The organism is Terriglobales bacterium (assembly GCA_035487355.1).
Lineage (GTDB): Bacteria > Acidobacteriota > Terriglobia > Terriglobales > Acidobacteriaceae > QIAW01.
The window spans coordinates 26,158-48,073 of sequence record DATHMF010000073.1 but is presented as its reverse complement, the minus strand read 5'-3'; the positions used below and the strand labels follow the sequence as shown (position 1 = coordinate 48,073).

Sequence of the window (21,916 nt, the reverse complement as noted above, 5' to 3'; positions counted from 1 at the left end):
CGCTCCATCTCCAGTTCAAAGTCAACCCGCGCCTGTTCAGAGTCAGCCTGCGCCGCCAGCTCCAGTTCAGAGCCCACCCGCGGCTCAAACCCCACCTGCAAAGCCAAAGGGCTCGGGTTGCGGAAAATTTCTGTTGATTGCTGGTTGCATCCTGCTGCTTTTGGTCGTACTCGCCGTGGCCGGAATTTTTTACGGAGTGCACTGGGCGAAGAATAAGATCACCGCCGTCACCGGTGGCATGACGGGCAACTCGCAATCCCAGGTGAAGGTGGAACAGGGCACTTCCTGCACGCTGCTTTCGCGAGAAGAGTTGCAGCAGGTGTTGGGAGTGACCATCGAAAAGAGCTCGGAAATTATGGAAGGCTCCGACCCCGGTTGCGCCTATTACACCAATCCTGAGGCGTTCGCTCAATTGCAGAAGATGGCGGTGGAGCAGGCGCGCAAACAGTCGGAAGAGGCATCCAAGCACCCGGCGCCGAAGACGGATAATCCGCTGGAGCTACTGAAAGACCCCAACCAAATGGAAGGCATGGTGAAGTCGCTTGGCCTCACGCAGCCCGATAAGGATGGAAAGGTGTTTTCTTTCACCGTGCAACGCAATGCCGGCAGCAGCGACTGGTCGGCAACTCGTGCCGCCACATCAGCCATTCCTGGCTTCGAAGATGTGCCCGACGTTGGCGATCACGCGATGATGGGCTCGTTTGGCCACACCTTCTATGTGCTCAAGGGCGACAGCATGATCCAAATGAATACGACCTACGTACCCGACGCGCGCACCCGCGGAGCGGATATCGGACGCAAGATCGTTTCTCACTTGTAGAGTTTCCTTCGCGTCTCATGCTTACAGAAAAAGCTCGCGCTGGATCTGTAGCCTTCCCGCGGTTACGAGCTCGTCACAGCAATAAGAATAGAATAGAAAAATGCGCATCAAGATCATCGGCGCCGGGCTGGCGGGCTGCGAGGCTGCGCTGCAATGCGCGCGTTTCGGGATCGCAGTAGACCTCTACGAGATGCGCCCGGTGCAAACCACGCCGGCACACCAGACAGCGGACTTTGGCGAGTTGGTTTGCTCCAATTCTCTGAAGTCAGAGAGCGAAAATACCGCCCCCTGGTTGCTCAAGCAGGAGTTGCGCCGCGCCGGCTCGCGTCTGCTGCAATGTGCCGATGCCGCCGCGGTTCCTGCCGGTCACGCGCTGGCGGTTGACCGAATTGCCTTTTCGCATGGCATCGCCGAGGCCGTTGCGCACGAGCCGTTGATCACGGTGCATCGCGAAGAAGTCATAAAGATTGATGAACAAGACGGCCTGACGATCATTGCCACGGGTCCGCTGACCTCGGCTCCTCTTTCGCAAGAGATCGCCCGCCTTACCGGCAGTGACCATCTTTCTTTTTATGATTCCATCAGCCCGATTGTTGAGGCCGAATCAATTGACGATTCACGGGTCTATCGCGCGGCACGCTATGACAAGGGCGATGCCGATTACATCAACTGTCCGTTTACGACGGAAGAGTACGACAGATTCTATGATGCGCTTATGGTAGCGCAGTCGGTTGAAGGCAAGGATTGGGAGAAGCTCAATTACTTCGAAGGCTGCCTGCCTATTGAAGAAACCGCCCGCCGGGGACGCGATACCCTGCGCTTTGGCCCGATGAAGCCGGTGGGACTCAAAGACCCGCGTACGGGAAAAATTCCCTACGCTGTGGTGCAGTTGCGCCAGGAGAACCAGCGCGCCGATTCCTACAACCTCGTCGGTTTTCAAAATCATTTGAAGTACGGTGAGCAAGCGCGCGTGCTTCGGCTGATTCCTGGCCTGGAAAACGCCCGCTTCCTGCGTTACGGGCAAATTCACCGCAATACTTACATCAACGCACCTGCACTGCTCTGCGCCTCGTTGCAGATGAAGGCATATCCGCGCGTGTTTTTTGCAGGACAGATCTGCGGCGTCGAAGGCTACGTGGAATCTATGGCTACAGGGCTGCTGGCGGGAATTTACGCGACCATGATGGCGGACCAACTGGGCGAAGCCTTTCCTCAAACGCCAGGCGCTGACTCTGATGCTTTGCCTCTGATTTCGCGTGCCACTGCGCTTGGATCGCTGACCCACTACATCACGCACGCCGAGGCGAAAAACTTTCAGCCGGCCAATATTACCTTCGATCTTCTGCCTCAGCTCGAAGAAAAGATTCGTGATCGCAAGTTACGCCACCAAAAAATCTGTGCGCACGCCTTGAGCGAATTCGGTACGTGGTGGAAGCGGGTAGTGGACAAATTACAGCCGGTCGCTGTTGCCGGTAAGGGACAATAGGATTTCCTCGTTGCTGCGCTCCCCTGGAATAACAATCTGATGCATTGTTGCGGCGTCTATCCTCATTTAATAAGAGAGAGCGGGAGTCTTTCCTAAATCGGCACTCTCGCCCAGTTGCCGTAACATAAAATCAGCCACATCAGGTCGCGAGATCTTGCGGCGAATGGAGACATCGGGTGCTCCGAGCCAACTGTGATATTTGCCTGTTGGCGGGCCGTTCGTCAGCGCACCCGGGCGAACGATCACCCAATCGAGGGTACTCTTCCTGATGATGGTCTCCTGCACTTCTTTGTCGGCAAACATGCTGCGAATAAATAATGGGATCAGAATGTAGTTGTAGAGAAAACCCAACTGTCCTTTGCTGTCGCCGACCCCGAGCGAGGACTCGCAGATGAACCGCCGGACACCAAGTTTTTCCATGGCGCGCACGATGTTCTTTGTGCCTTCTGACAGAGTGGTAGTCTTCTTCTGGACCAACAAGAGGGCCAACAGCGGGATACCAATTCGAACCAACCACATCAGAGGCCCCGACAAGCCTGCGGTCCGCGCCAAGACCTGGCATGCGATGATCACAAGAACAACTAGACCCACTTTTGGTCTTGTTCCCAGAGCGGAAACCACGGCGTCCTGGTTTTTGACTGCGGCTTCCACCGAGTCGTAGTCGAGGATGTTCCCCCGGGCAATCCGCAGGTTCTCATGTGTAATTTTGACCTTTGCAGGATCGCGAGCGAAAGCGGTAACCAAGTGGCCTTGCGCAAGCGCCTGTCGAACCAGCGCACGGCCGGTCCCGCCGGTAGCTCCAAAAACAAGCAGGTTCATAATTGTGTCATCCTTCCTGTTTTGTCGATTGTTGCTGGTTTGAATTTTTGGTGGCGTTCTCAAGTTTCGAGTCTTTGGGATTGTTTTTGCTAAGCAGATCCAGGCTTACGTCGCACCATTGCAGATAGGCCAGGGCGCGGTACTTTCCGAATTGTAGGGTCATTATCCAATACGGGAATCCGGGATGATGGCTAAGGTTTTTTTCGAGCTGCTTTTCAATTTGTTGATATTCCTGGAGTTGTGCTTGCATGGTCTGGCGAAAAGCTTCGATGTGACGGACGGACTCCTGGGGTGAAACCTGGTAGCCGAAGAATAGTTTGAGGAGCAATTCGCTGCGAGCGGGCTCGGGGCGCGGCTGATCCTTAAGCCAGTTTTCGACTTCAGTCTTGCCCTTAGTTGTAATGCGAAAGACGCGGCGTAGGCGCTCACCGTTGTTCTTTTCTTCTTCAGGAATGGCCAAACCTTCTTTCTGCAGAAGGCGGAGCGTGGGATAGATTTGTCCGTAACTTTCTTTCCAGAAATGACCAATGCTGCCGGCGGCAAACTGCTTGATGTCATAGCCGGACATGGGCTTTAGGCTCAACATGCTGAGGACTGCGTACTTGGTGGAGTTCGCGGTCTTCGCTTTCATATTACTAGAAGATACGTATCTAATAGATATATGTCAAGAGGCAATGACCGGCTAACTACTCTCCAATTAGTTTTAGTAGGGTTCTTTACTTCAGCGTGCAACAGGCGATGGGAAGCGAGGATGAGCAGGTTGCCATGCTCGGGGCGCCCGTAACCCAGGTTGGCCCGTCATAGGGAGTGCCCGGGGGGCCCTCGGTCCAGCCATTGCAATCAGTGACGAAGGTTGAGTTGGTGGTCACAGGAACGAAGGTGCCGCTGGAGTACCAGACATTTGAAGGCAGACTAATACCAAGCTGAGCAGAGTGGACCATGTCCGTTGCTGTACACATGGTGGCTGCGGAAGAGTTGCATGCGGTCTGGCACAACAGGGCGGCGGCGCGGTAGCCACCCGAAAGAGATGTCACCTGTCCCGTCGTGGCAGCCGTAGAACCGCAGTATTGATTGGTAAGTGTGGGTGTAGCCTGTGCCGGAGGAGGAGCGACGGTCCGGATGCGTACTTCATCGATGCTGCCTTGAAAGGGATTTGTGCCACTGCCGTCGGCAGCACCTATAAAGAGAGCGTTGCTTGCAAACAGAGGACCCATGGTGCAAGGGGCTTCGGTTGTTATCCCATTGGCTTCGATCACAACTGTAAGACCGTTGTACCAGCCGCCCACGTGAGAATACGTACCGATAGGTAATACCGCAGGCGATTGCACACTGCAGCTTGCCGACGAAGTCACGGTGAAAACAGGGCTCCCGAACTGCAGTTTGAGCGCATAAACCCCAAATTTAGTGAGGATAGTCCTGGACGTATTTTGAGGGGCCTGAGGATTGATCCAGGCTTCCACCCAGACCTGAGGACTATCGGGTGTTCCGGTTGCCGTCACCACTCCACCGGAAAAGTTTATGGCTTTCCCGGTATGCCCGGCGGAGCCAACGGCGATGCCGGCAATAGGTGCATTGGCAGTGTTGTTGAATCCGGAGCTGTCGGCAAATGCGCTGCCGGAGGTTTCGTCAAATTCATAGTCGGCGGCCAAGACTCCCAGACTGTTTTTGGAAGCCGCATCCACGTAGGCTTTGGTCGCGGCTTGTAACGCTGTGCTGGGAGGCCCGCTCAGTTGCAGAGCGCCAATCAGCGTGCCTCCACTCAGAAGCAGATACGAGGCCAGCGAAGATGATGTTGCATAGCGTGCGTCGGTGTAGTTGGTATCGAGGGCAAGGGTGCCGCTGGTGGTAATTGGGTTGTTAACGGTGGCAGTCAATCCCGTGCCCGCAGTGATGCTTGTAACGCCGCTGCCGGGGAAAGTTTGATTATTGGCAAAGTTGATGAAGCCAGTGGAATCCACCGACAGAGTGCCGATATGAATGCCGTTCACGTCCTCGGAGATCAAGGAGTTCGTCAGCGTGAAGTTATTGGAAATTTTGGGGATGTGTCCTTGAGTGGCGCTGCTGCGAATGATGATCTGATAGAGCACCGGGCCATCGAGCACTTTGGAGCTTGGCGGGGTGCGCTGCCAGACCACTTGCGGGCGCAGCCGCGCCATTTCGGTCTGGGCTTCGCTCTGGGCCAGCGATTCAAGCGTGGAGCACAAACAGACAGTCAAAATCGCGACGGTGCGAGCAAGCAGCATAGGCCTGACTCCGGCAAGTTTTTATCGGGGGATAGTTGGATTCTATCGTAAAGCAGCGAATTGCATTGGCTTATTTTCGCCGCAGAACAGGCATGAATCACCCCAAACACAGAAGAGATCCCACGCCCGCACGTCCGCATGACAACCGACGAGGACATCAACGCTACTTCACAGCCAATTGTGCGCGACTTGACAAAAGAAATTCCTTTCTGGTAGAAACACCTCATGACATAGATTTACACTCCTTACGTTTACGTTTTCGTTCGGCAAGACCTTCCACTCGCTCAGCAAATAGTCCAGACTAATCACGCCGTGTTCCACATGGCGTCGTTGTATTTCCCTGAGCCAGGCACACCCAACATCATTGTGATCGGCGTTCCGAACCAGGAAGCACTGCGCCAGGCGCTTACTCGGCTGGAGCGTCACCAGATTCCGCACTACGCGTGGAGCGAGCCCGATTACGACTATGGGTTCACGGCGATTGCGACAGTTCCCCTGGACCAGAAACAGCGGGCGGTCTTATCAAACTATCGCTTATGGCGTTTTGCGGGAGGAGATGGGCAACCATCTTGCGGGGTAACACCTGACTCCCGCACCAGTTCTGTTGAAGCGGAATATCCTGAGAAAAGCAGCGCCTGAGACTGCCGATCTCGTGGTATTTCTGTGAAGCCGGGCCGTGGTAGCTCAGAGAAAGAGCATCAGGCTTTTCGTCTGAAGGTCGCAGGTTCAATTCCTGCCCACGGCACCAAATTTTAGAGGGCGCGTGTAGCTCAATCGTCAGAGCACTCAGTTCTAGCCTGAGGGGTTGCGAGTTCAAGTCTCGCCACGCGCTCCAATGCATATGAAGAAGCAACGGCTCACCGCGGATTTCACGGATCACGAGGATTTTAAGGAGAATCACTACCACAGAGACACAGCGAAAAACGATGACCCATTTTTTTCATCGAACTGTCGAAATTCGGCCCCTCATCCGTCGTACCTTGTTAATGGGGTAAAGGAGGCCCTGACTATGAAATATCTGCTGCTTATATACGGTGAAGAAGCCCAATGGGCAAATGTGAGTGACAAGGACAGATATGAAACGCATCCTGATTACCATTACCGCTATCTTGTGTCTTGCGTCAACTTGCCCAATGCCGAATCCATCGGGCAAATCGCCCTGGAGACGATTCACTGATCAACACATGCCATAATAAGCTGCCATGATAAAAGCGGGAAGCGGCCGGGTATTGATCATCGCTTTGCTTTTCTTGGTTGCATGCGTGACTGGGATTGCCTTACTTCTCACGCAGCCGGTGTGGGCGGTGCATCATGCATCGGCGGCACCGGCGGTTGATCCGGAGCGGCTGCGCAAGCATGTGACTGAACTTTCTGAAACTCTTGCGCCGCGCGATTACACGCACGTCGAGAACCTGGACCGGGCGGCGGCTTATATTCACGAACAATTTCGGCTGGCGGGAGGCGCGGTCAGCGAACAAGCCTTCGTGGTAGACAGCCAGCACTACCGCAACGTGATTGCCCGTTTTGGAAAGAACTCCGGTTCCAAGGACGCCGAGCGCATTGTGGTAGGCGCGCATTACGATGTGTGCGGACCGTTCCGGGGGCGGATGATAATGCCAGCGGCATTGCCGGACTGATTGAGCTGGCGTATCTGCTGGGCAAAGAGGAGTTGCAGACCCCGGTGGAGCTGGTGGCCTACACGCTGGAAGAGCCTCCTTTTTTCCGCACGGAGCAGATGGGCAGCGCGGTGCATGCCGAGTCGCTGGTGGAGGAGCACGCCAAGCTGCGTGCCATGCTGTGCCTGGAGATGATTGGCTACTTTAGCGATCAGCCTGATAGTCAGGATTATCCGCTGCCGGAGTTGAAGGCGCTCTATCCCAATAAGGGCAATTTCATAGCATTGGTTGGGACAATGCAGGAGATAGAATTACTGCGCCGGGTGAAGCGAGCCATGATGGCCACCAATGATCTGCCGTTGCGCTCCATCAATGCGCCCCGGAACCTGGTGGGCGTGGATTTCTCCGACCACCTGAATTACTGGAACCGCAGTTTCCCGGCGCTCATGATTACCGATACCGCGTTTTACCGCAACAAGAGATACCACCACCCCGAAGACGTGCTCAACACGCTCGATTTCAACCGCATGGCCAAAGTGGTGCAGCAGGTTTATACAGCCGTGATTGAGCTGGAGAAATAGTCAGTTAATAGACAGCTACGCAAGCTCCGCCTCTGCTGCTTCGACGCGAGGTCGAACTTCGCGGGTGCCGAGCACCGGATGCGTGGCCCGAAGCAGCACGGTACCAAGCTCTTGTTTCGCGCGAATCCAGATGGCGCCCGCGCTTCCCCAAACTCTATTACTTTACAATATAAAGTATTTTATATTGTGAGGTTGGAGGTTCCGAGCCAGCCTATTTCCTGGAGAGGGCTTCGACGATGCGGTCGAAGTCTTCGAGCGTGGCGTATTCGATGATGATTCTGCCCTTTCCTTTTCTGTCTTTGATGAATACGCGGACACCCAAGGCCTGCTCGAGTTCGCGTTCGGCGGCGCGGACGTTGGGATCCGCAGGACGAATTGTCTGGCCGTGTCCATTTTCGCTCGAGGGATTCTTGAGATTGAAGATCAGAGCTTCGGTTTGAATGGTCGAAAGATGCTTGCTGACAATCTCTTTGGCGATGCGCCTGATTTCTTCCTCTGAGTTCAACGTCAGCAGAAGTTTGGCGTGACTGAAAGTGAGCTCCTGGTTGTGCTTCAACTCCTCCTGCACTTCATGCGGCAGCTTGAGCAGGCGTATATAGTTGGCAATCGAGGTGCGATCTTTGCCGGTGCGCTGCGCCATCTGCTCCTGGGTGACATTGAACTCACGCGAGAGCCGGTCGAAAGCCTGGGCCTGCTCCATGGGACCCAGATCTTCGCGCTGCAAATTTTCAATGATAGTCAGCTCCAGCGCCTGCTGGTCACTGACTTGGCGGACTATGGCTGGAACGGTTTGCTTGCCGGCGCGCTGAGAAGCCAGCCAGCGGCGCTCGCCGGCGATGAGTTCGAAGCGTCCGTCACGAAGAGGACGCACGACGATCGGCTGCATCACACCATTCGCTTTGATGGAAGCGGCCAGCTCGTTGAGGGCGGCTTCATCCATACGTGCGCGGGTCTGGTAGCGGTTGCGGTCAATGTGCTCGATGCGGAGATCGCGAACGGCGTCGGCGGGGGCTTGGGCGGTCGCAGTGGCTCCCCGTGCGGCGGGCAGAAGGGTTTCGAGGCCGCGTCCTAGTGCTTTTCTTTTCTGTAAATTCATCTTCTTCATTCGGCTCCCAAACCGCCAAAATGTTCCTCGCGGAACATTTTTCATTAAAACAGACTTTGACGCCATTTCAAACAAAATGATACCAGTTCAAGAAACTCCAAGTTCCAAGGTGCTAGTTGCGAGTTTTTCGTACCTGCTTAAGGGGGCATTGTGACTGAAAAGTGTTCCGCGCGAAACACTTTTGGCGGTTCCCCCAGACCTGCCTAGACAGTTTTCGCTTTACGGAATATGAATTCTTTAAGACTTGTAACGTTTACTCGGAAACTGCCATTAGTTACTAGAGGGGGGATCTTGGTTGTTTCCCGGCCTGTTCAAAAGGGTCGCAGGGCGGGCCAGGATTCTCCCCTTTCTCCACCGGATATTCACAATCTAATCCCTCTCAGGCAAGCCGAATTTCAGGAAAAAAGTGTTCCGCGCGGAACACTTTTGCAGAGTTTGTCTTTGTAATCTTGTGCTGGCTGGCAAGCTACTTGTGGGCCGCCCGCAATTCTTCGACGAGCTGCTGAAACGCGAGGTCTGAATGCAGGCTTTCCAAGTTCGTGTCTTTCTCGATGGCGTCGGGGTTTTTCAGGCCGCGCTTGACGGCCTCGCGCAGGTCTTTGATGGCATGCTTTTTGTCACCTCTGGCGGCGTCGGTCTCCGCCAACAAAAGGGCCGGCCATGGCTCCCCCGGGCTGATATCGCCCATCAGCTCAAAGTAATATTCGGCCTGGGCGAAGCGTTTCTTTTCCAGTTGGGCCTGCCCCGCCTCAACTCCCTGCGCCCAAAGTTGATTGAAAGCCCGCAGCGCAACGAGACGTTTTTCTTCACTCTTTCCTTCAGTCTTTTTTTCACTTTGTGCATGGGCCGCTTGAGTTTTTAGTGCGGCCATTCCGTCAAGGATGACGCTGCGAAGGGACGGCTGCTGATCAAACTCGGCATCAGCCACACTGACAATTTTTTGGGAAATATCCTCAGTGATGGACTGCTGCTCGGCAATTTCTTCCTGCTCCTTCTTGAGCGCTTGCTTCAACTCCGGCGACTTCTTCAGTGATGCCAGCTTCTCCGCGTATTGACTTACATCTTTCAGTTCATTGAAATCGGAAGCCAAAGAGCGATAGGCAGCAAGCTCGGCGATGGCGTCGTGCCGTTGCTCTGCTTGTTCTGCTTCCTGCCGGGTCTGTGCAAACAAGCGGTCAATGAAAGCCGCGTCCCGAGGCTGCGTACCTGCTTGCATCGCCTTGAGCTGGATCCACTCGGTGGCTTCTTCAATCATCGCAGCCGGCGCCCACTGGTGTTCCCCAGGGAACACTTTTACCCTGTAGCCAGCACCGGCTTCTTCCTTCTTGCGTCTTAGTTCCATGATTTCGGGCCAATTAAAATCCTGGTCTCCAACCGCAACGAAGTAAACAAACGATCCCTTTTGTGAGGCGTCCACAGAAGCGGGATAACCAGCGCCGTGCGAGATGACCCCAGCGATCTCGCACTGGCTACAGCGCAGAGCCATGGAAGTTGCAACGCGCGCCCCACCAGAAAAGCCGGTTACATAGATCCGGTGTGGGTCGAGAGATAACCGTTCGTGCGTGTCTTGCCACATGCTGGAGATGGCTTTTGTCGTCTCTCCCGATGAGAAGTTTCGGGAGTTGTTGGAGCCAGCCACAATGAAGCCGTACTTTTCGGCGGCGTCCTTGTAAAGCTTGACCGGAGTCTTACCGTAAGCCAGCGGATCGAATGCATAGATAATCGGCCAGGTCTTGGCCGGGGTGTAGTTTGAAGGAAGATACAGGGCATAGCTCTGCGCCGGATCACTGGCACAGGCCACGCTGTCTATGGTCTCGCCGGCAGGAAGTGGTTTCGGTGATGCGTTGCTGGGCGTTTGTGAAGCCGCTGATAAAGCTAAAAGCCACGAGCCTAGAAGGACGGAAAGCTCAATACGGCCGCGGCGAAACAACCTCATCTCGTCTTCCCCTAACAACTCATGAAATTGTAACGGATGTCCTGAGAACCTTTTGTGGCAATAAAGTGTTCCGCGCGGAACACTTTTCAGTCAGTCCGCAGTCCTCAGGCTGGCGCACCGAACTCTCTAAATGTTCCTCGAGGAACACTCAAAAGCGAGCTCCCAAAGTCCAGCTTCCGAGTCAAAAAGTGTTCTCAAGGAACACTTTGCCGGTTCGGAAGAAGGGGGTAAAAGGCGCCAAAAATGTTCCTCAAAGAACATTATGGAGGGGTGAAGGGGGCCGGGGGTAACCCTAGTCCTTGTTAAAAAAGTGTTCCGCGCGGAACACTTTTTGGCCCTCAGACTCTGGGATTTCTTGGGAGGTTAGTCTACAGTCCCAGTTTCCAGGGGTTCGGGGGCTTCGGCCATGACCTGCTCCGCACGGCTGGGAGTCCGGTGGTGCTTGGGCATCCGGGACATGATCTCTTTGGCAAGCTTGATGTAGCATTCCGCTCCGCGGGAATGAACGTCATAGATGAGCACGGGTTTGCCGTGGCTGGGAGCTTCGGCCAGGCGCACGTTGCGGGGAATGGAGGTCCGCAAGAGCCGGTCTCCGAAAAACTTCTTCAACTCGCCCGCCACCTGTTGCGCCAGGTTGGTGCGCTCGTCATACATGGTCAGGACTACACCCTCAACCATAAGCTCGGGATTAAAATTCTGGCGGACTCGCTCCATAGTGTCTAAAAGTTCGCTGACACCTTCCAAAGCAAAGTACTCGGGCTGCATGGGAATCAAAACGGAATCCGCTGCGACCAGAGCGTTAAGCGTCAGCAGATCGAGGGCGGGAGGACAATCGAGGATGATGAACTCGAAATCCTGACGTATGCCTTCGAGCGCTTTGCGCAGGCGGAATTCACGTTGCTCTTGTGGAACCAACTCGATATTGGCGCCGATAAGATTCTTATGCGCGGGAATTACGCAGAGGCCCTCGGGATCAACTTTCTGCAAGGCCTCGCGGGCATCGGCCAATCCCATCAGCACATGGTAGGTGCTTACGCGATCGGGATCTTTGGCAAAGCCCAGCCCACTGCTGGAGTTGGATTGCGGGTCACAATCTACCAGCAACACCGGCACTTCGGCGGCAGCAAAGGAAGCGGCCAGATTGATGGCGGTGGTGGTCTTGCCGACTCCACCTTTCTGATTGGCTACTGCAATGATCCTACCCATGAATAGACCGCTGGAATTGCAGGGTATTGAAAAATTTGTAATCGCGCAAGTGGAACAGTAAAGCAGTTGCCAGTTCCCGGTCCACGGCACGCTGGGACAGGTTGCCAGTTTTCCCCACGAACGATTTGAGATGAATGAACCGCGGAGACGTAGAGGCGCGGAGAAACCAGAATCTTTAACGCGAGAGAAAACGCAGAGGCTAATGCGGTTTTCTTTTGTCCACCGAGAAAAAGGGAAAAGTGTTCCGCGCGGAACACTTTCAAGGCGTGAGCTTATATGTTTACTAGTAAGGTACTAGTAGCGTCGAATCTCCACCAGCAATGTTCATTTCAGGTAGATTCGTGGCCTTGAACAAGAATCCAGAAGAAAAACTGTGGGTGTATTCCACTATTACTATTTTGATTCTCTTTATCAAAGTTCCAAGCTTTTAGTCACACGCTACAAATTGCAGTGCAATTAGAGGCCAGACAGCATAATTTGAGGTTTGGCTCCACTGACGACTTCAAATACACGACCATGCCTGGACTTTCTTTCTTTCATAAATCTGCAGAATGGTTTCTCTCCCACCTGTTTACGATTTAGCTACACGGACCTACGGGTATGCATTTCGGCAGTAACTGATCTAGCTCCAAGTTCCAAACTCTCAGTTGTAGGCAGTTTTCGTTCCCTTGGTTGTAAATCCGAACTTTTCAGGTCGGGAATTGCGGATAATTCGTCATCGAAACTCCACCTGTTAATCAACGTGATTCTTATCCGGTTGGGAACTACTTGGCGCAATCTTCAGTTGTCAATCCTCAACTTTCCTATGAGGAGGACGCGGGAGTGGGAGAGTGGAAGCGGACGGGGCGTATCCCAAGCAAAAGCCGGCAGGAGCTCGTGAGCGGCTTCAATCTGGGCTGAGCCGATGAGCAAGGCTAAAAGTCCGCTTTGCGCGACCAGCTTGGCGGCGACTGGCAGGACAGATTCAAAGCGTTCGACGGCCCGCAAGGTCACCAGGCTGGTCTGGCCTGTCGCGGACTGGGCCAACTCTTCAGCGCGGCCGCTGAAGACAGCGATGTTTGTCAATTTGAGAATGCGGATTACTTCTTTCAGGAAAGTCGCTTTTTTGTTGTGGGATTCGATCAGCGTACCCTGCAGGTGTGGAGAATAAATTTTCAGGGGGATGCCGGGGAATCCGGCGCCTGAGCCCACGTCAATGAATTGATTTTCGGTCGAGGCTGCCGCCGCTGTGCGGACTTGTGCAAGGGATGATGCAAGAAAAAACGATTCACCGAAGTGGCGGCTGACGATCTCTTCCGGCTTACGCACTGAGGTGAGATTAGTTTTTTCATTCCACTTCAATAAGAGATCGAGATAGGCGCGGACCTGCTCGCTCTGGAGCGGGGTGAGCCCGGCAGGGGGGAGAAAGGGCGTCAGGTGAGAAGTGATGTCCATTGAGCAGCAGAAAGGCACTACTTACCGCGGATTCCACGGATCACGCGGATTCTAACAGCAGTTGTTTGGTTCTCAGTTTATTGCAGAACCGAAATTCTCGCGGCCAATGCTATCTGGGCTTAGGCCGGGGGGAACGGTTAGCGGTCACAACCGACGACACACTACCTGATGCGGTCAGGTTGCCAATATAGACAGCCTGGATATTGTGTTGTCCAACGGGGAGCTGGGCCGTGTAACTGGCCTGCCCGGAAGTCAGCGAGAGTGTAGGGCCAATTTGACGGGTCCCCTCCAAAAGCACAACCGAATCGGTATCAGTTCCGCCAGTCACATTGACAACGAAGTTTGCCTGTGAGGGTGCTCCGGCCACAAATCCAAAATAGATCGTGGCCGCACCTACACCATTCACCGTCAGTGCGGTGGTGCTGGCGCCTCCGGCATTGGACTCCACGACTTGGCTAAAGACGGACGAGGTGCTGGAAGCAAAGGTACTATCCCCTCCGTAGACCGCAGTGATCGCGTGGGGACCCGCGGTGAGAGCTGTGGTCGTGAAGGTCCAGATCCCGGGACCAGCCGGCGTCCCTGAGCCGAGGATGGCGTTTCCGTCCTTGAATGTCAGCGTGCCGGTTGGGGTGCCAGCAAAGAACGAGCTGACAGTGGCCGTAAAGGTCAGCGACTGACTGAAGCTGGAAGGATCTGTGCCCGCTGTCAAGGCCACGGTAGTGTTGCTTGTAGCCATGACTACCTGCGCGAGGGCCGGCGAAGCATTCTGAATAAAGTTAGGGTCGCCGGCATAGACGGCGGTAACGCTGTGCGTGCCTACGGCCAGAGAGGCAGTCGTGAAGCTGGCTTGAGCAGAGCCATCCAGTGCGATGGGTGGGCTCAAGATGAACGTCTGGTTCTGGAAATTGTCCTGGAAGCTCACTGTGCCGGTCGGAATGCCGGTGTATTGCGGATTAACAACGGCAGTGAAGGTCAACGACTGAGGATAGGTAGAAGGATTAGGGCCACTCGTAAGAGTCACGACGGGGCTGGTCGTAGCCCGATTCACAGTCTGGCTGAGTGCAGCAAAGCTACCCGTAAAACTGGCATTGCCGCCATAAGTGGCCCGAATCGCGTGCGAGCCCAGAGTCAGCGTAGAAGTGGAAAAGGTGGCTTGGCCGAAGTTGTCGAGCATGGCCGTGCCCAGGGTAGTTACATCGTCCGTGAATGTTACTACGCCACTGGGGATGCCAAAACCTGAGGTCACTGTAGCCGTAAAAATTAAAGGCTGGCCAAATACAGAAGGATTGGTGCTGGAAGAAAGATTGGTTATGGATGGCTCGGGCACGACCACGAATAGATATGCCGCGATGGCACCCGGGATGGGGCTGCTTTGGCCAAATCCGCTGCCGCCGGGTTGCGTGGAGTCCGCAAACTGCCCGTCAGTGGCGTAAGCATAGACGATGTGGATACCAGGCAGAAGTGGCACGGGAGCTGCACCGGTAAAATTGGGCGCTGAGCCAGAGGCCTTAAGCCAGGGCCCCTGCCACGTATCAAACTGGAAATATACGTTCTGCACCGCCGGCGCTGTTGGGTTGTAGGAGCTGCTGGTTGTGAAATTCAATTGGTTTCCCGCCGACGGAGTGATGGAGGTGGTCAGCGGAATGGGCAGGACTTGTTGCTCGGTCAGCACAGTCACGTTGGCGCTGCCGTTATTGGCAACATAAGTCTTGTTGCTCACCGGGTTCACGGCTACGGCATTGGGATTGGTTCCTGCATTGACCGTGCTGGCGGTGTTTGTGGCCCCGTCAATCACGGTCATAGTGTTATCGCCGTTGTTGGTTACGTAGATCTTGTTGCTCACCGGATCCACGGCTACAGCATCAGGATTAGTTCCTACATTAACAGTCACGGTGCCGTTCGTAACTCCATCAATTACATTCACGCCATTGCTGTTCTGATTGACCACATAAATTTTGTTGGCGACGGGATTGACCACCACAGCCACGGGCGCAGCCCCGACGTTGACTGACGCGGTCGCGTTGCTGTTGACTGCATCTATTAACGTCACGGTGTTGTCGCTGTTATTGGCCACATAAATCTTGTTGGTCACGGAATTGACGGCCAGGGCAGTAGGAGCCATTCCTACGCTGACTGTCGTGGTGGCATTGCTGTTGGCCGCGTCTATTACCGTCACAGTGTTGTCGCCGTTGTTGGTCACGTAGATCTTGTTACTGACAGGATTCACGGCCACTGCCGTGGGCAAGTTGCCCACGTTAACTGTCGTGGGCGTGTTCGCCGCCCCGTCAATTACGGTCACAGTGTTGTCCCCCTTGTTGGCCGTGTAGATCGTGTTGGTCACAGGATTCACAGCCACGGCAACAGGACCGACACCCGTGGCGACCGTCGTGGTGGCATTGCTGTTGGCCGCGTCTATTACCGTCACAGTGTTGTCGCCGTTGTTGGTCACGTAGATTTTGTTGCTTATCGCATTCACCGCTACGGCATTGGGATTGGTTCCCACACTGACGGTCGCGGGGCTGTTCGTGGCCCCGTCTATGACAGTAACATTATTGCTGTTCTGATTGACCACGTAGATCTTGTTGCTCCCCGCATTCACAGCTACGGCATTGGGATTGGTTCCCGCATTGACAGTCGCCGCGCCGTTCGTCGCCCCATCTACGACAGTCACGGTGTTGCCGCCGTTGTTGGCTGCATAGATCTTGTTGGTTACAGCATTGACGGCCACAGCCAGCGGCGTAGCTCCTACGTTAACCGTCGTGATGGCGTTGCTGTTGGCCGCGTCTATTATGCTGAGGGTGTAGATGCTGCTCAGGGTGCTTTTGTTAACGACGTAGATCCTGTTGGTCACCGGGTTCACGGCAAGGGCCACCGGTTGGAGTCCGACCGTTAACGGTGTTGTGGCATTGTTCACCCCGTTGATGATCGTGACGTGGTTGCTGGTGGGATTAGCGACATAAATCTGGTTGGTGACGGGGTTAATGGCCAGCGCGCTGGGGTTGAAGCCTGCGTTGACCGGGGTTGTAGCATTGCTGTTGTTCGCATCAATCACGGTCACGCTGTTGCTGCCGACGCTACCGAAGTTGGCTACATAAATCTGGTTGGTCACAGGGTTGACAGCCACGGCGCTAGGATTGGTTCCTACACTCACGGGCGTGGTGGTATTGCTGTTGCCTGCGTCTATTACAGTGACGGTATTGCTGCTGTTGTTGGTTACATAGATTTTGTTGGTGACCGGGTTGACGGCCACGGCATTAGGCGCGGTCCCTACGCTGACGGTAGCAGCGACCGTATTACTGCCCCCATCAATCACGCTCACGTTATTGCTACCGGAGTTGACCACGTAGATCTGGTTGCTCACCGGATTGACGGCGATGGCCGAGGGATTGGTTCCCACGTCCACCGTGACGGTGCTGTTGTCCGCGCCGTTAATTACAGTTACCTTGTTGTTGCCGCTGTCGGCCACATAGATTTTGTTGGTGACCGGGTTCAGGGCGATGGCCTTCGGAGTAGTCCCGGTGCCGACCGTCGTGATTGTGTTGGTGGCGCCGTCTATCACGGTCACGTTGTTGCTGCTGGCGTTAGCTATGTAGATCTTGTTGGTCACCGGGTTCAAGGCCACCGCGTCAGGCGCCGTCCCGACGTTGACTGTGGCGGTCACGGTTTCTCCACAAACGGGGATAGCCGCCAGGCACAGCAATACGACTGTAGTGGAGAGAAGAGACGGAAATCGCCGTCTGGGCGAATCTCGCCGCCAGAAGTTGGGGCTCCAAAGTTCACGCATGCACACAGGGCTCCTCAAATTAGCGCCGGGAGAGTTACCCGAATCTGGGCGGGCGCTCAAGATACACGGCCAACGGCTCGCTGCCAAAAACACAGCGACTCAATCCCTCGCTTCAAGCGATGGGATTTGGCCACAGAATCTCGGGGGGAAACTGTAAGAATATCAACAAAGCAGGGATACGTCGAGAAAAGAGTGATAAATAGTTTATAAAATTTCGGCCGTCCTAAATACCTAGGATAAACCTCTTAATTTCGCGTCGTGAAACTTCCACGGCTACTTTAATAAAAACTGTCTCAGTGGATGTGCAGCAAAGCACCCAGGGCTTCGTTGGCGAGATCCTCGGGCAAAAAACTGTGTCCAGACTTGTTCGATAAAGAAACTTGAGTGCTGTTCCAATTCAATTTCATATTGATATCCTGCTGATAAGCCAATCCATTTTCACCGCTTAACTTGATGGTATGAAGCGAGGAATCAAATTCTACAATCAAAGTTTCGGTGTTATCTTTGCGGCTGATTCTCAGCGTATTCCCAAGGGTCTTGTCGAACACAAGAACAGTATTGTTTCCTTGCTCGGTGTTAAATTCAGCACATTTCGACAACAAAGTAGCTGTGAGAAGGTCCCACGTATAAACCGACAAGTCATCCAGGCTTTGTTTATCCTGCACTATTTTGGCGGCGTTGTGCCGCTTAATTTCCTGCTGCTCGTTGAACTTTCGTGCTGCGTCTTTGGACCACTCCGACATGGCAATCTTTCCTTTCTTTCCTTACCCTCTCCCAACTGACTCCAAACTGAAGCGATAATCATGCGCCAGTTCGTGCTCTTGGGCAAGTGTTCGCATGCTTACAGTTCCATAGAAATTCCCGGTCAATTTCATTAATATAGAGTTTGCTCTCGCTCAGGGGCTTTATTTTAAGGATAGACAGCAATGGATCCAGGACAGGAAACACAAAGATGGCTTGCCTTTAAGCTGGACGTGAAGGTTGTAGGCCTGGCCATCAATAATAAAGAGTTCCTCGGCGATTCGCGGGTGGGTACGGTCAGTCCGAACGGTATTGGATTATTTCTCCCGGCGAATCTAAAGCTGAAAGACATGGCACAAATCAGGTTCACGCTTCCCAACAGCAGCGACATCATCAAGGCCAAGGCTTTGGTGCGCAGCCGCACCGGTTTCCGCTATGTGTTTGAGTTTTCAGAGCTTGGCGACGCCGACCGGGAGAAGATCCGCGTTGCCTGCATGGCGGAAGGGTCTAAGCCGTAACCGCAGTTGCCCAGTTCCCGGTTCCGAGTCTCTCCAGCTTTAACCCCCTACCTCAGGTTTAACAGAAATTTAATCTCCTAAGAACATTCCGGAAACACAAGAACCGTAGCATCTTGCCGTACTCGGATTTCGAATACGCGCAAATCGGAACCTTGCGCTTCACCAAAACTTGTTCCAACCAAAATTCTTGTGGAGGAAAAGTATGTTGTCCCAGAGGCCTGTCTCTTCTGTTCTAAAAAACGTGACTTGTAGCAGAGTGCTTCTTCTTCTCCTGGCCACGGCCATCCTGTGGAGCTTGCCCCAGTTTGCCCAAGCCCAGGGTACTTTGACCCCGATCCGGCACGTAGTCGTGATCTTCCAGGAAAACGTCTCGTTTGATCATTATTTTGCGACCTATCCGCATGCGTTGAACCCTGCCGGTGAGCCAAACTTCACAGCTTGGGCCAAGAATCCGCCGCCAGCGGTCAATGGGCTGTTGAGTGGCGGGCTGCTCATGCACAATCCCAATTCAGCACAACCCTTCCGCCTGGATCGCAGCCAGGCAGCAACCTGCGACATGGACCACAACTACACCGATGAACAGAAGGCCTTCGACGCCGGACTGATGGATAAATTTCCCGAGCATACCGGCGCGGGCACGAGCTGCTCTCCATCGCAGGTCATGGGCTACTTTGACGGAAACACGGTCACAGCGCTGTGGAATTATGCGGAACACTTCGCCATGAGCGACAACAGCTACAACACCACGTTTGGACCTTCCACTCCCGGTGCATTGAACCTGGTTTCCGGACAAACGCACGGTGTTGTTGTGGAAACCCTCCCTGGAATTGACACCATCGGTGGAAGCGTTATCGGTGATCCTCAACCGTTCTATGACGACTGCACCACCCGCGACTCAGTGGCCATGTTGAATACCAACAAGAACGTTGGCGATCTGCTCAACGCAAAGGGAATCACCTGGGGATGGTTCCAGGGCGGCTTCCGTCCCAGCAGCGTGGTCGCGGGTAAAGCGCACTGCGACACACTCCACATTGGAAGCGATGGCAACCCCAAGAAAGACTATATCCCGCACCACGAGCCCTTCCAGTACTACCTCTCTACTTCCAATCCTCACCACCTGCCGCCGAGTTCGGTAGAAGAAATCGGCGAGACCGATCAGGCCAATCATCAATACGACTTGGTTGACTTCTGGGCAGCGGCCGACTCTGGACATCTGCCCGCCGTCAGCTTCCTGAAGGCACGTGGATTCCAGGATGGACACGCCGGCTACTCCGATCCACTGGCAGAGCAAACCTTCATCGTTGAGACCATCAACCATCTGCAGAGCCTGGAGGCGTGGGAGCATACGGCAGTCATTATCGCGTATGACGACTCCGACGGCTGGTATGACCACGTGATGTCGCCTATCGTGAGCCAGTCCAGTACCAGTGCAGATGCACTCACGGGGCCCGGAACCTGCGGTTTCGCCGATGGATCCGTGTTCCAAGGCCGTTGCGGATACGGTCCGCGGCTGCCCTTGCTGGTCATTTCACCCTTCGCCAAGGTCAATTATGTTGACCACTCCATCAGCGACCAGAGCTCCATCCTGCGCCTGATCGAAGACAACTGGAAGCTGGGACGTATTGGCGATCAGTCGTTCGATGCGCGTGCGGGCTCATTGTTCAACATGTTTGATTTTCGCCATCACGATGATGATCACGCAAGAAAGCTGGGGCTTGATCCAGCGACCGGCGAAGTCGTGAGACACGACAGAGACGATGAGTAGCGATAGCTCCAAGTTGCAAGCTGCAAGAACGCGCCTCAGAACCTGTTGCCAGAGGAACCAGCTTGCTACGCGGACATGCTAAAGATGTTACGTTAGGTCTTCCCTTCGCCTAACGTGCGCAGGCCCGCCCTTCCTGACGGGGCGGGCTTTTTCCTTTAGTCAGCAGGTGTCAGTCCTCAGCCGTTAGGAATTCTCGATTCCCAGTTCTTAAAGCAATCAGCCCTTAAGGCAGCGATCACAAATCAATCGGTCGTAAGATTTTCCTTGCACCTTGCAGCTTGCACCTGTTCCTGTAAGATGATGTTCAAAATGAGCCCGAAGAACAGTGCAATCCTGTTAACGCAATGCCCAGAGCAAAAAGGGGTAGTGGCTGCGGTTGCCAACTTCATTTACAAGCATAACGGCAATATCCTGCACGCCGACGATCATCAGGACCCCGAACTCAGGATGTTCATGATGCGTGTGGAGTGGGAGCTGGAGGGCTTCGATTTCGAGCTGGATGAATTCGCCGCCCGTTTTGCACCAGTAGTCCAAAAATTCAAGATGCACTGGCAGGTGGCGCGTTCTGGCCACCGTCCGCGGGTTGCGATTTTGGTTTCCAAATCGGGACACTGCCTGGCAGACCTGCTGTACAGCCACCACATGGGCGAGCTGGCGTGTGAGATCCCGCTGATCATCAGCAACCATCCTAATACCCGGCGGCTGGCGGAGTTTTACCACATTCCCTTCCATGAGATACCGCACGCAAACGACCACCGCGAGAAGGCGGAAAGCACAGCGCTGAAGTTATTGCGGAAAGAGAAGATCGAACTGATTGTGCTGGCGCGTTACATGCAGATTCTCTCCAAAGATTTCATCGGCCACTACCCCAACCGGATCATCAATATCCATCATTCCTTCTTGCCGGCGTTTACCGGTGCCAAACCCTACCACCGCTCCTACGAGCGCGGCGTGAAGCTACTGGGCGCAACCAGCCATTACGTTACTGAGGCGCTGGACGAAGGCCCCATCATCGAACAGGATTTTATACGTGTTTCGCACCGCGACCAGCTTGAAGACCTCATCCGCAAAGGCGGTGATGTGGAACGCATTGTGCTCTCGCGCGCGGTGCGCTGGCACCTGGAAAACCGTGTGCTGGTCTACGGGAACAAGACGGTGGTCTTCGACTAGGAATGGTTCTCCATCTATAGAACCCTGGCGCAAAGAAAAGTTTCGCTGTCGAGAAACTTTTTTCTTCCGAATCAAACTATCAGCTTTTTTCTTTTCTGGGTCCTTTTCCTGCCGCAGAATCTACGCTCATCCTGAGCTATCCAATTCCAAAAACGGAAAGGTACTTTAGTAACTACGAGACTGCTGGCTGCTCCCATTTTGGGTCGCAACTTTTCAAATGCTGTGGGTTCATACCAAGTGAACGGTGACACAACCGTAAACGGAGGAAAAGAGAATATGCGACGCATCAACAAGCTGGCCCTGCTCACATTGGCCGGTGCATTAACGTTAGGAATCAACGCCTGGGGGCAAGCTGCCACAGGCACTACCGATACCCAAAACGATCGTAAGGACGCTCGTAAAGATACGAAAGACATCCACAACGACAGGAAAGACATCCGCAAGGACCAGCGCGATTTGAATAAGGACCGTCGCGATGTTCGCAAAGATCAAGAGGCCTGCAAGGACGGAAACAAGGCAGCTTGCAAAGATGCTTCCGGCGACCGCAAAGACATCCGCGGCGACAAGAAAGATATCCACAATGACAGAAAAGACGTTCACGCTGATCGGCGCGACCGGCGTCAGGATTGGCACGATGTACATCGTGATCGTCACGGCAAATAAGTTTGGTTCGTTGAGGTAGGGGGAGAAGA

At 54.2% G+C, this 21,916-nt stretch carries 19 protein-coding genes and 1 tRNA gene; 11 read left to right on the top strand and 9 right to left on the bottom strand.

Translation table 11 applies throughout. The features are described from left to right. The first annotated feature begins 133 nt into the window (after positions 1-133). Together VK738_13290 and trmFO are read left to right on the top strand one after the other, a co-directional pair. Positions 134-820, top strand: a complete 687-nt coding sequence (locus tag VK738_13290) for a hypothetical protein (protein HTD23625.1) — start codon at positions 134-136, stop codon at positions 818-820. 100 nt (positions 821-920) lie between these two features. Next, positions 921-2,306, top strand: coding sequence for a methylenetetrahydrofolate--tRNA-(uracil(54)-C(5))-methyltransferase (FADH(2)-oxidizing) TrmFO (gene trmFO, locus VK738_13285; protein ID HTD23624.1), 1,386 nt, complete (start codon positions 921-923; stop codon positions 2,304-2,306). 66 nt (positions 2,307-2,372) lie between these two features. Here the strand turns inward: trmFO and VK738_13280 are convergent, their stop codons facing one another. The 3 genes from VK738_13280 to VK738_13270 all read right to left on the bottom strand — a co-directional run bounded on the left by VK738_13280 (position 2,373) and on the right by VK738_13270 (position 5,368). Beyond that, the gene (locus VK738_13280) at positions 2,373-3,125 is read right to left on the bottom strand and encodes an SDR family oxidoreductase (protein ID HTD23623.1); all 753 of its coding nucleotides are present in this window, start codon (positions 3,123-3,125) and stop codon (positions 2,373-2,375) included. A 7-nt stretch (positions 3,126-3,132) separates the two neighbouring features. Next, positions 3,133-3,756 carry a PadR family transcriptional regulator gene (locus VK738_13275; GenBank protein ID HTD23622.1) on the bottom strand — a complete coding sequence of 208 codons (624 nt, stop codon included), beginning with the start codon at positions 3,754-3,756 and terminating at the stop codon, positions 3,133-3,135. 85 nt (positions 3,757-3,841) lie between these two features. After that, the gene (locus tag VK738_13270) at positions 3,842-5,368 is read right to left on the bottom strand and encodes a LamG-like jellyroll fold domain-containing protein (GenBank protein HTD23621.1); all 1,527 of its coding nucleotides are present in this window, start codon (positions 5,366-5,368) and stop codon (positions 3,842-3,844) included. 321 nt (positions 5,369-5,689) lie between these two features. On the opposite strand from VK738_13270, the gene VK738_13265 reads away from it, so the two are divergent. From VK738_13265 to VK738_13245, 5 genes are all read left to right on the top strand, one after another. After that, the gene (locus VK738_13265; GenBank protein HTD23620.1) at positions 5,690-6,007 is read left to right on the top strand and encodes a hypothetical protein; all 318 of its coding nucleotides are present in this window, start codon (positions 5,690-5,692) and stop codon (positions 6,005-6,007) included. Positions 6,008-6,041: 34 nt separating this feature from the next. Further along, positions 6,042-6,116 (top strand) — tRNA-Lys (locus tag VK738_13260). A gap of 261 nt (positions 6,117-6,377) precedes the next feature. Further along, positions 6,378-6,545 (top strand): hypothetical protein, encoded by a 168-nt coding sequence (locus tag VK738_13255; protein HTD23619.1) that lies wholly within the window; start codon positions 6,378-6,380, stop codon positions 6,543-6,545. Between the two features lie 25 nt (positions 6,546-6,570). After that, positions 6,571-7,005: a hypothetical protein gene (locus VK738_13250; protein HTD23618.1), complete on the top strand. Its 435-nt coding sequence runs from the start codon at positions 6,571-6,573 to the stop codon at positions 7,003-7,005. After that, entirely contained in the window at positions 6,954-7,565 is a 612-nt protein-coding gene (locus VK738_13245) for a M28 family peptidase (protein ID HTD23617.1), read from the top strand. Before VK738_13250 ends, VK738_13245 begins: the two co-directional genes overlap by 52 nt. A gap of 211 nt (positions 7,566-7,776) precedes the next feature. Here VK738_13245 and VK738_13240 read toward each other — a convergent pair whose 3' ends face one another. The 6 genes from VK738_13240 to VK738_13215 all read right to left on the bottom strand — a co-directional run bounded on the left by VK738_13240 (position 7,777) and on the right by VK738_13215 (position 17,773). Further along, positions 7,777-8,670, bottom strand: coding sequence for a ParB/RepB/Spo0J family partition protein (locus VK738_13240; GenBank protein HTD23616.1), 894 nt, complete (start codon positions 8,668-8,670; stop codon positions 7,777-7,779). A gap of 466 nt (positions 8,671-9,136) precedes the next feature. After that, positions 9,137-10,606 (bottom strand): hypothetical protein, encoded by a 1,470-nt coding sequence (locus tag VK738_13235; protein HTD23615.1) that lies wholly within the window; start codon positions 10,604-10,606, stop codon positions 9,137-9,139. Between the two features lie 363 nt (positions 10,607-10,969). Then, positions 10,970-11,812, bottom strand: coding sequence for a ParA family protein (locus VK738_13230; protein ID HTD23614.1), 843 nt, complete (start codon positions 11,810-11,812; stop codon positions 10,970-10,972). 780 nt (positions 11,813-12,592) lie between these two features. Next, positions 12,593-13,246 (bottom strand): 16S rRNA (guanine(527)-N(7))-methyltransferase RsmG, encoded by a 654-nt coding sequence (gene rsmG, locus VK738_13225; protein ID HTD23613.1) that lies wholly within the window; start codon positions 13,244-13,246, stop codon positions 12,593-12,595. Positions 13,247-13,355: 109 nt separating this feature from the next. Beyond that, complete coding sequence (locus VK738_13220) at positions 13,356-17,030, bottom strand: Ig-like domain repeat protein (GenBank protein ID HTD23612.1); 3,675 nt, start codon at positions 17,028-17,030, stop codon at positions 13,356-13,358. 293 nt (positions 17,031-17,323) lie between these two features. Continuing rightward, positions 17,324-17,773, bottom strand: coding sequence for a hypothetical protein (locus VK738_13215; GenBank protein ID HTD23611.1), 450 nt, complete (start codon positions 17,771-17,773; stop codon positions 17,324-17,326). A 183-nt stretch (positions 17,774-17,956) separates the two neighbouring features. Between VK738_13215 and VK738_13210 the strand changes: the two genes are divergently transcribed. The 4 genes from VK738_13210 (at position 17,957) to VK738_13195 (ending at position 21,887) form a co-directional block, all read left to right on the top strand. Then, entirely contained in the window at positions 17,957-18,289 is a 333-nt protein-coding gene (locus tag VK738_13210) for a PilZ domain-containing protein (protein ID HTD23610.1), read from the top strand. 256 nt (positions 18,290-18,545) lie between these two features. Beyond that, positions 18,546-20,054, top strand: coding sequence for an alkaline phosphatase family protein (locus tag VK738_13205; protein HTD23609.1), 1,509 nt, complete (start codon positions 18,546-18,548; stop codon positions 20,052-20,054). 309 nt (positions 20,055-20,363) lie between these two features. Then, positions 20,364-21,224: a formyltetrahydrofolate deformylase gene (gene purU, locus VK738_13200; protein ID HTD23608.1), complete on the top strand. Its 861-nt coding sequence runs from the start codon at positions 20,364-20,366 to the stop codon at positions 21,222-21,224. Between the two features lie 276 nt (positions 21,225-21,500). Then, positions 21,501-21,887: a hypothetical protein gene (locus tag VK738_13195; protein HTD23607.1), complete on the top strand. Its 387-nt coding sequence runs from the start codon at positions 21,501-21,503 to the stop codon at positions 21,885-21,887. Positions 21,888-21,916: the final 29 nt, after the last annotated feature.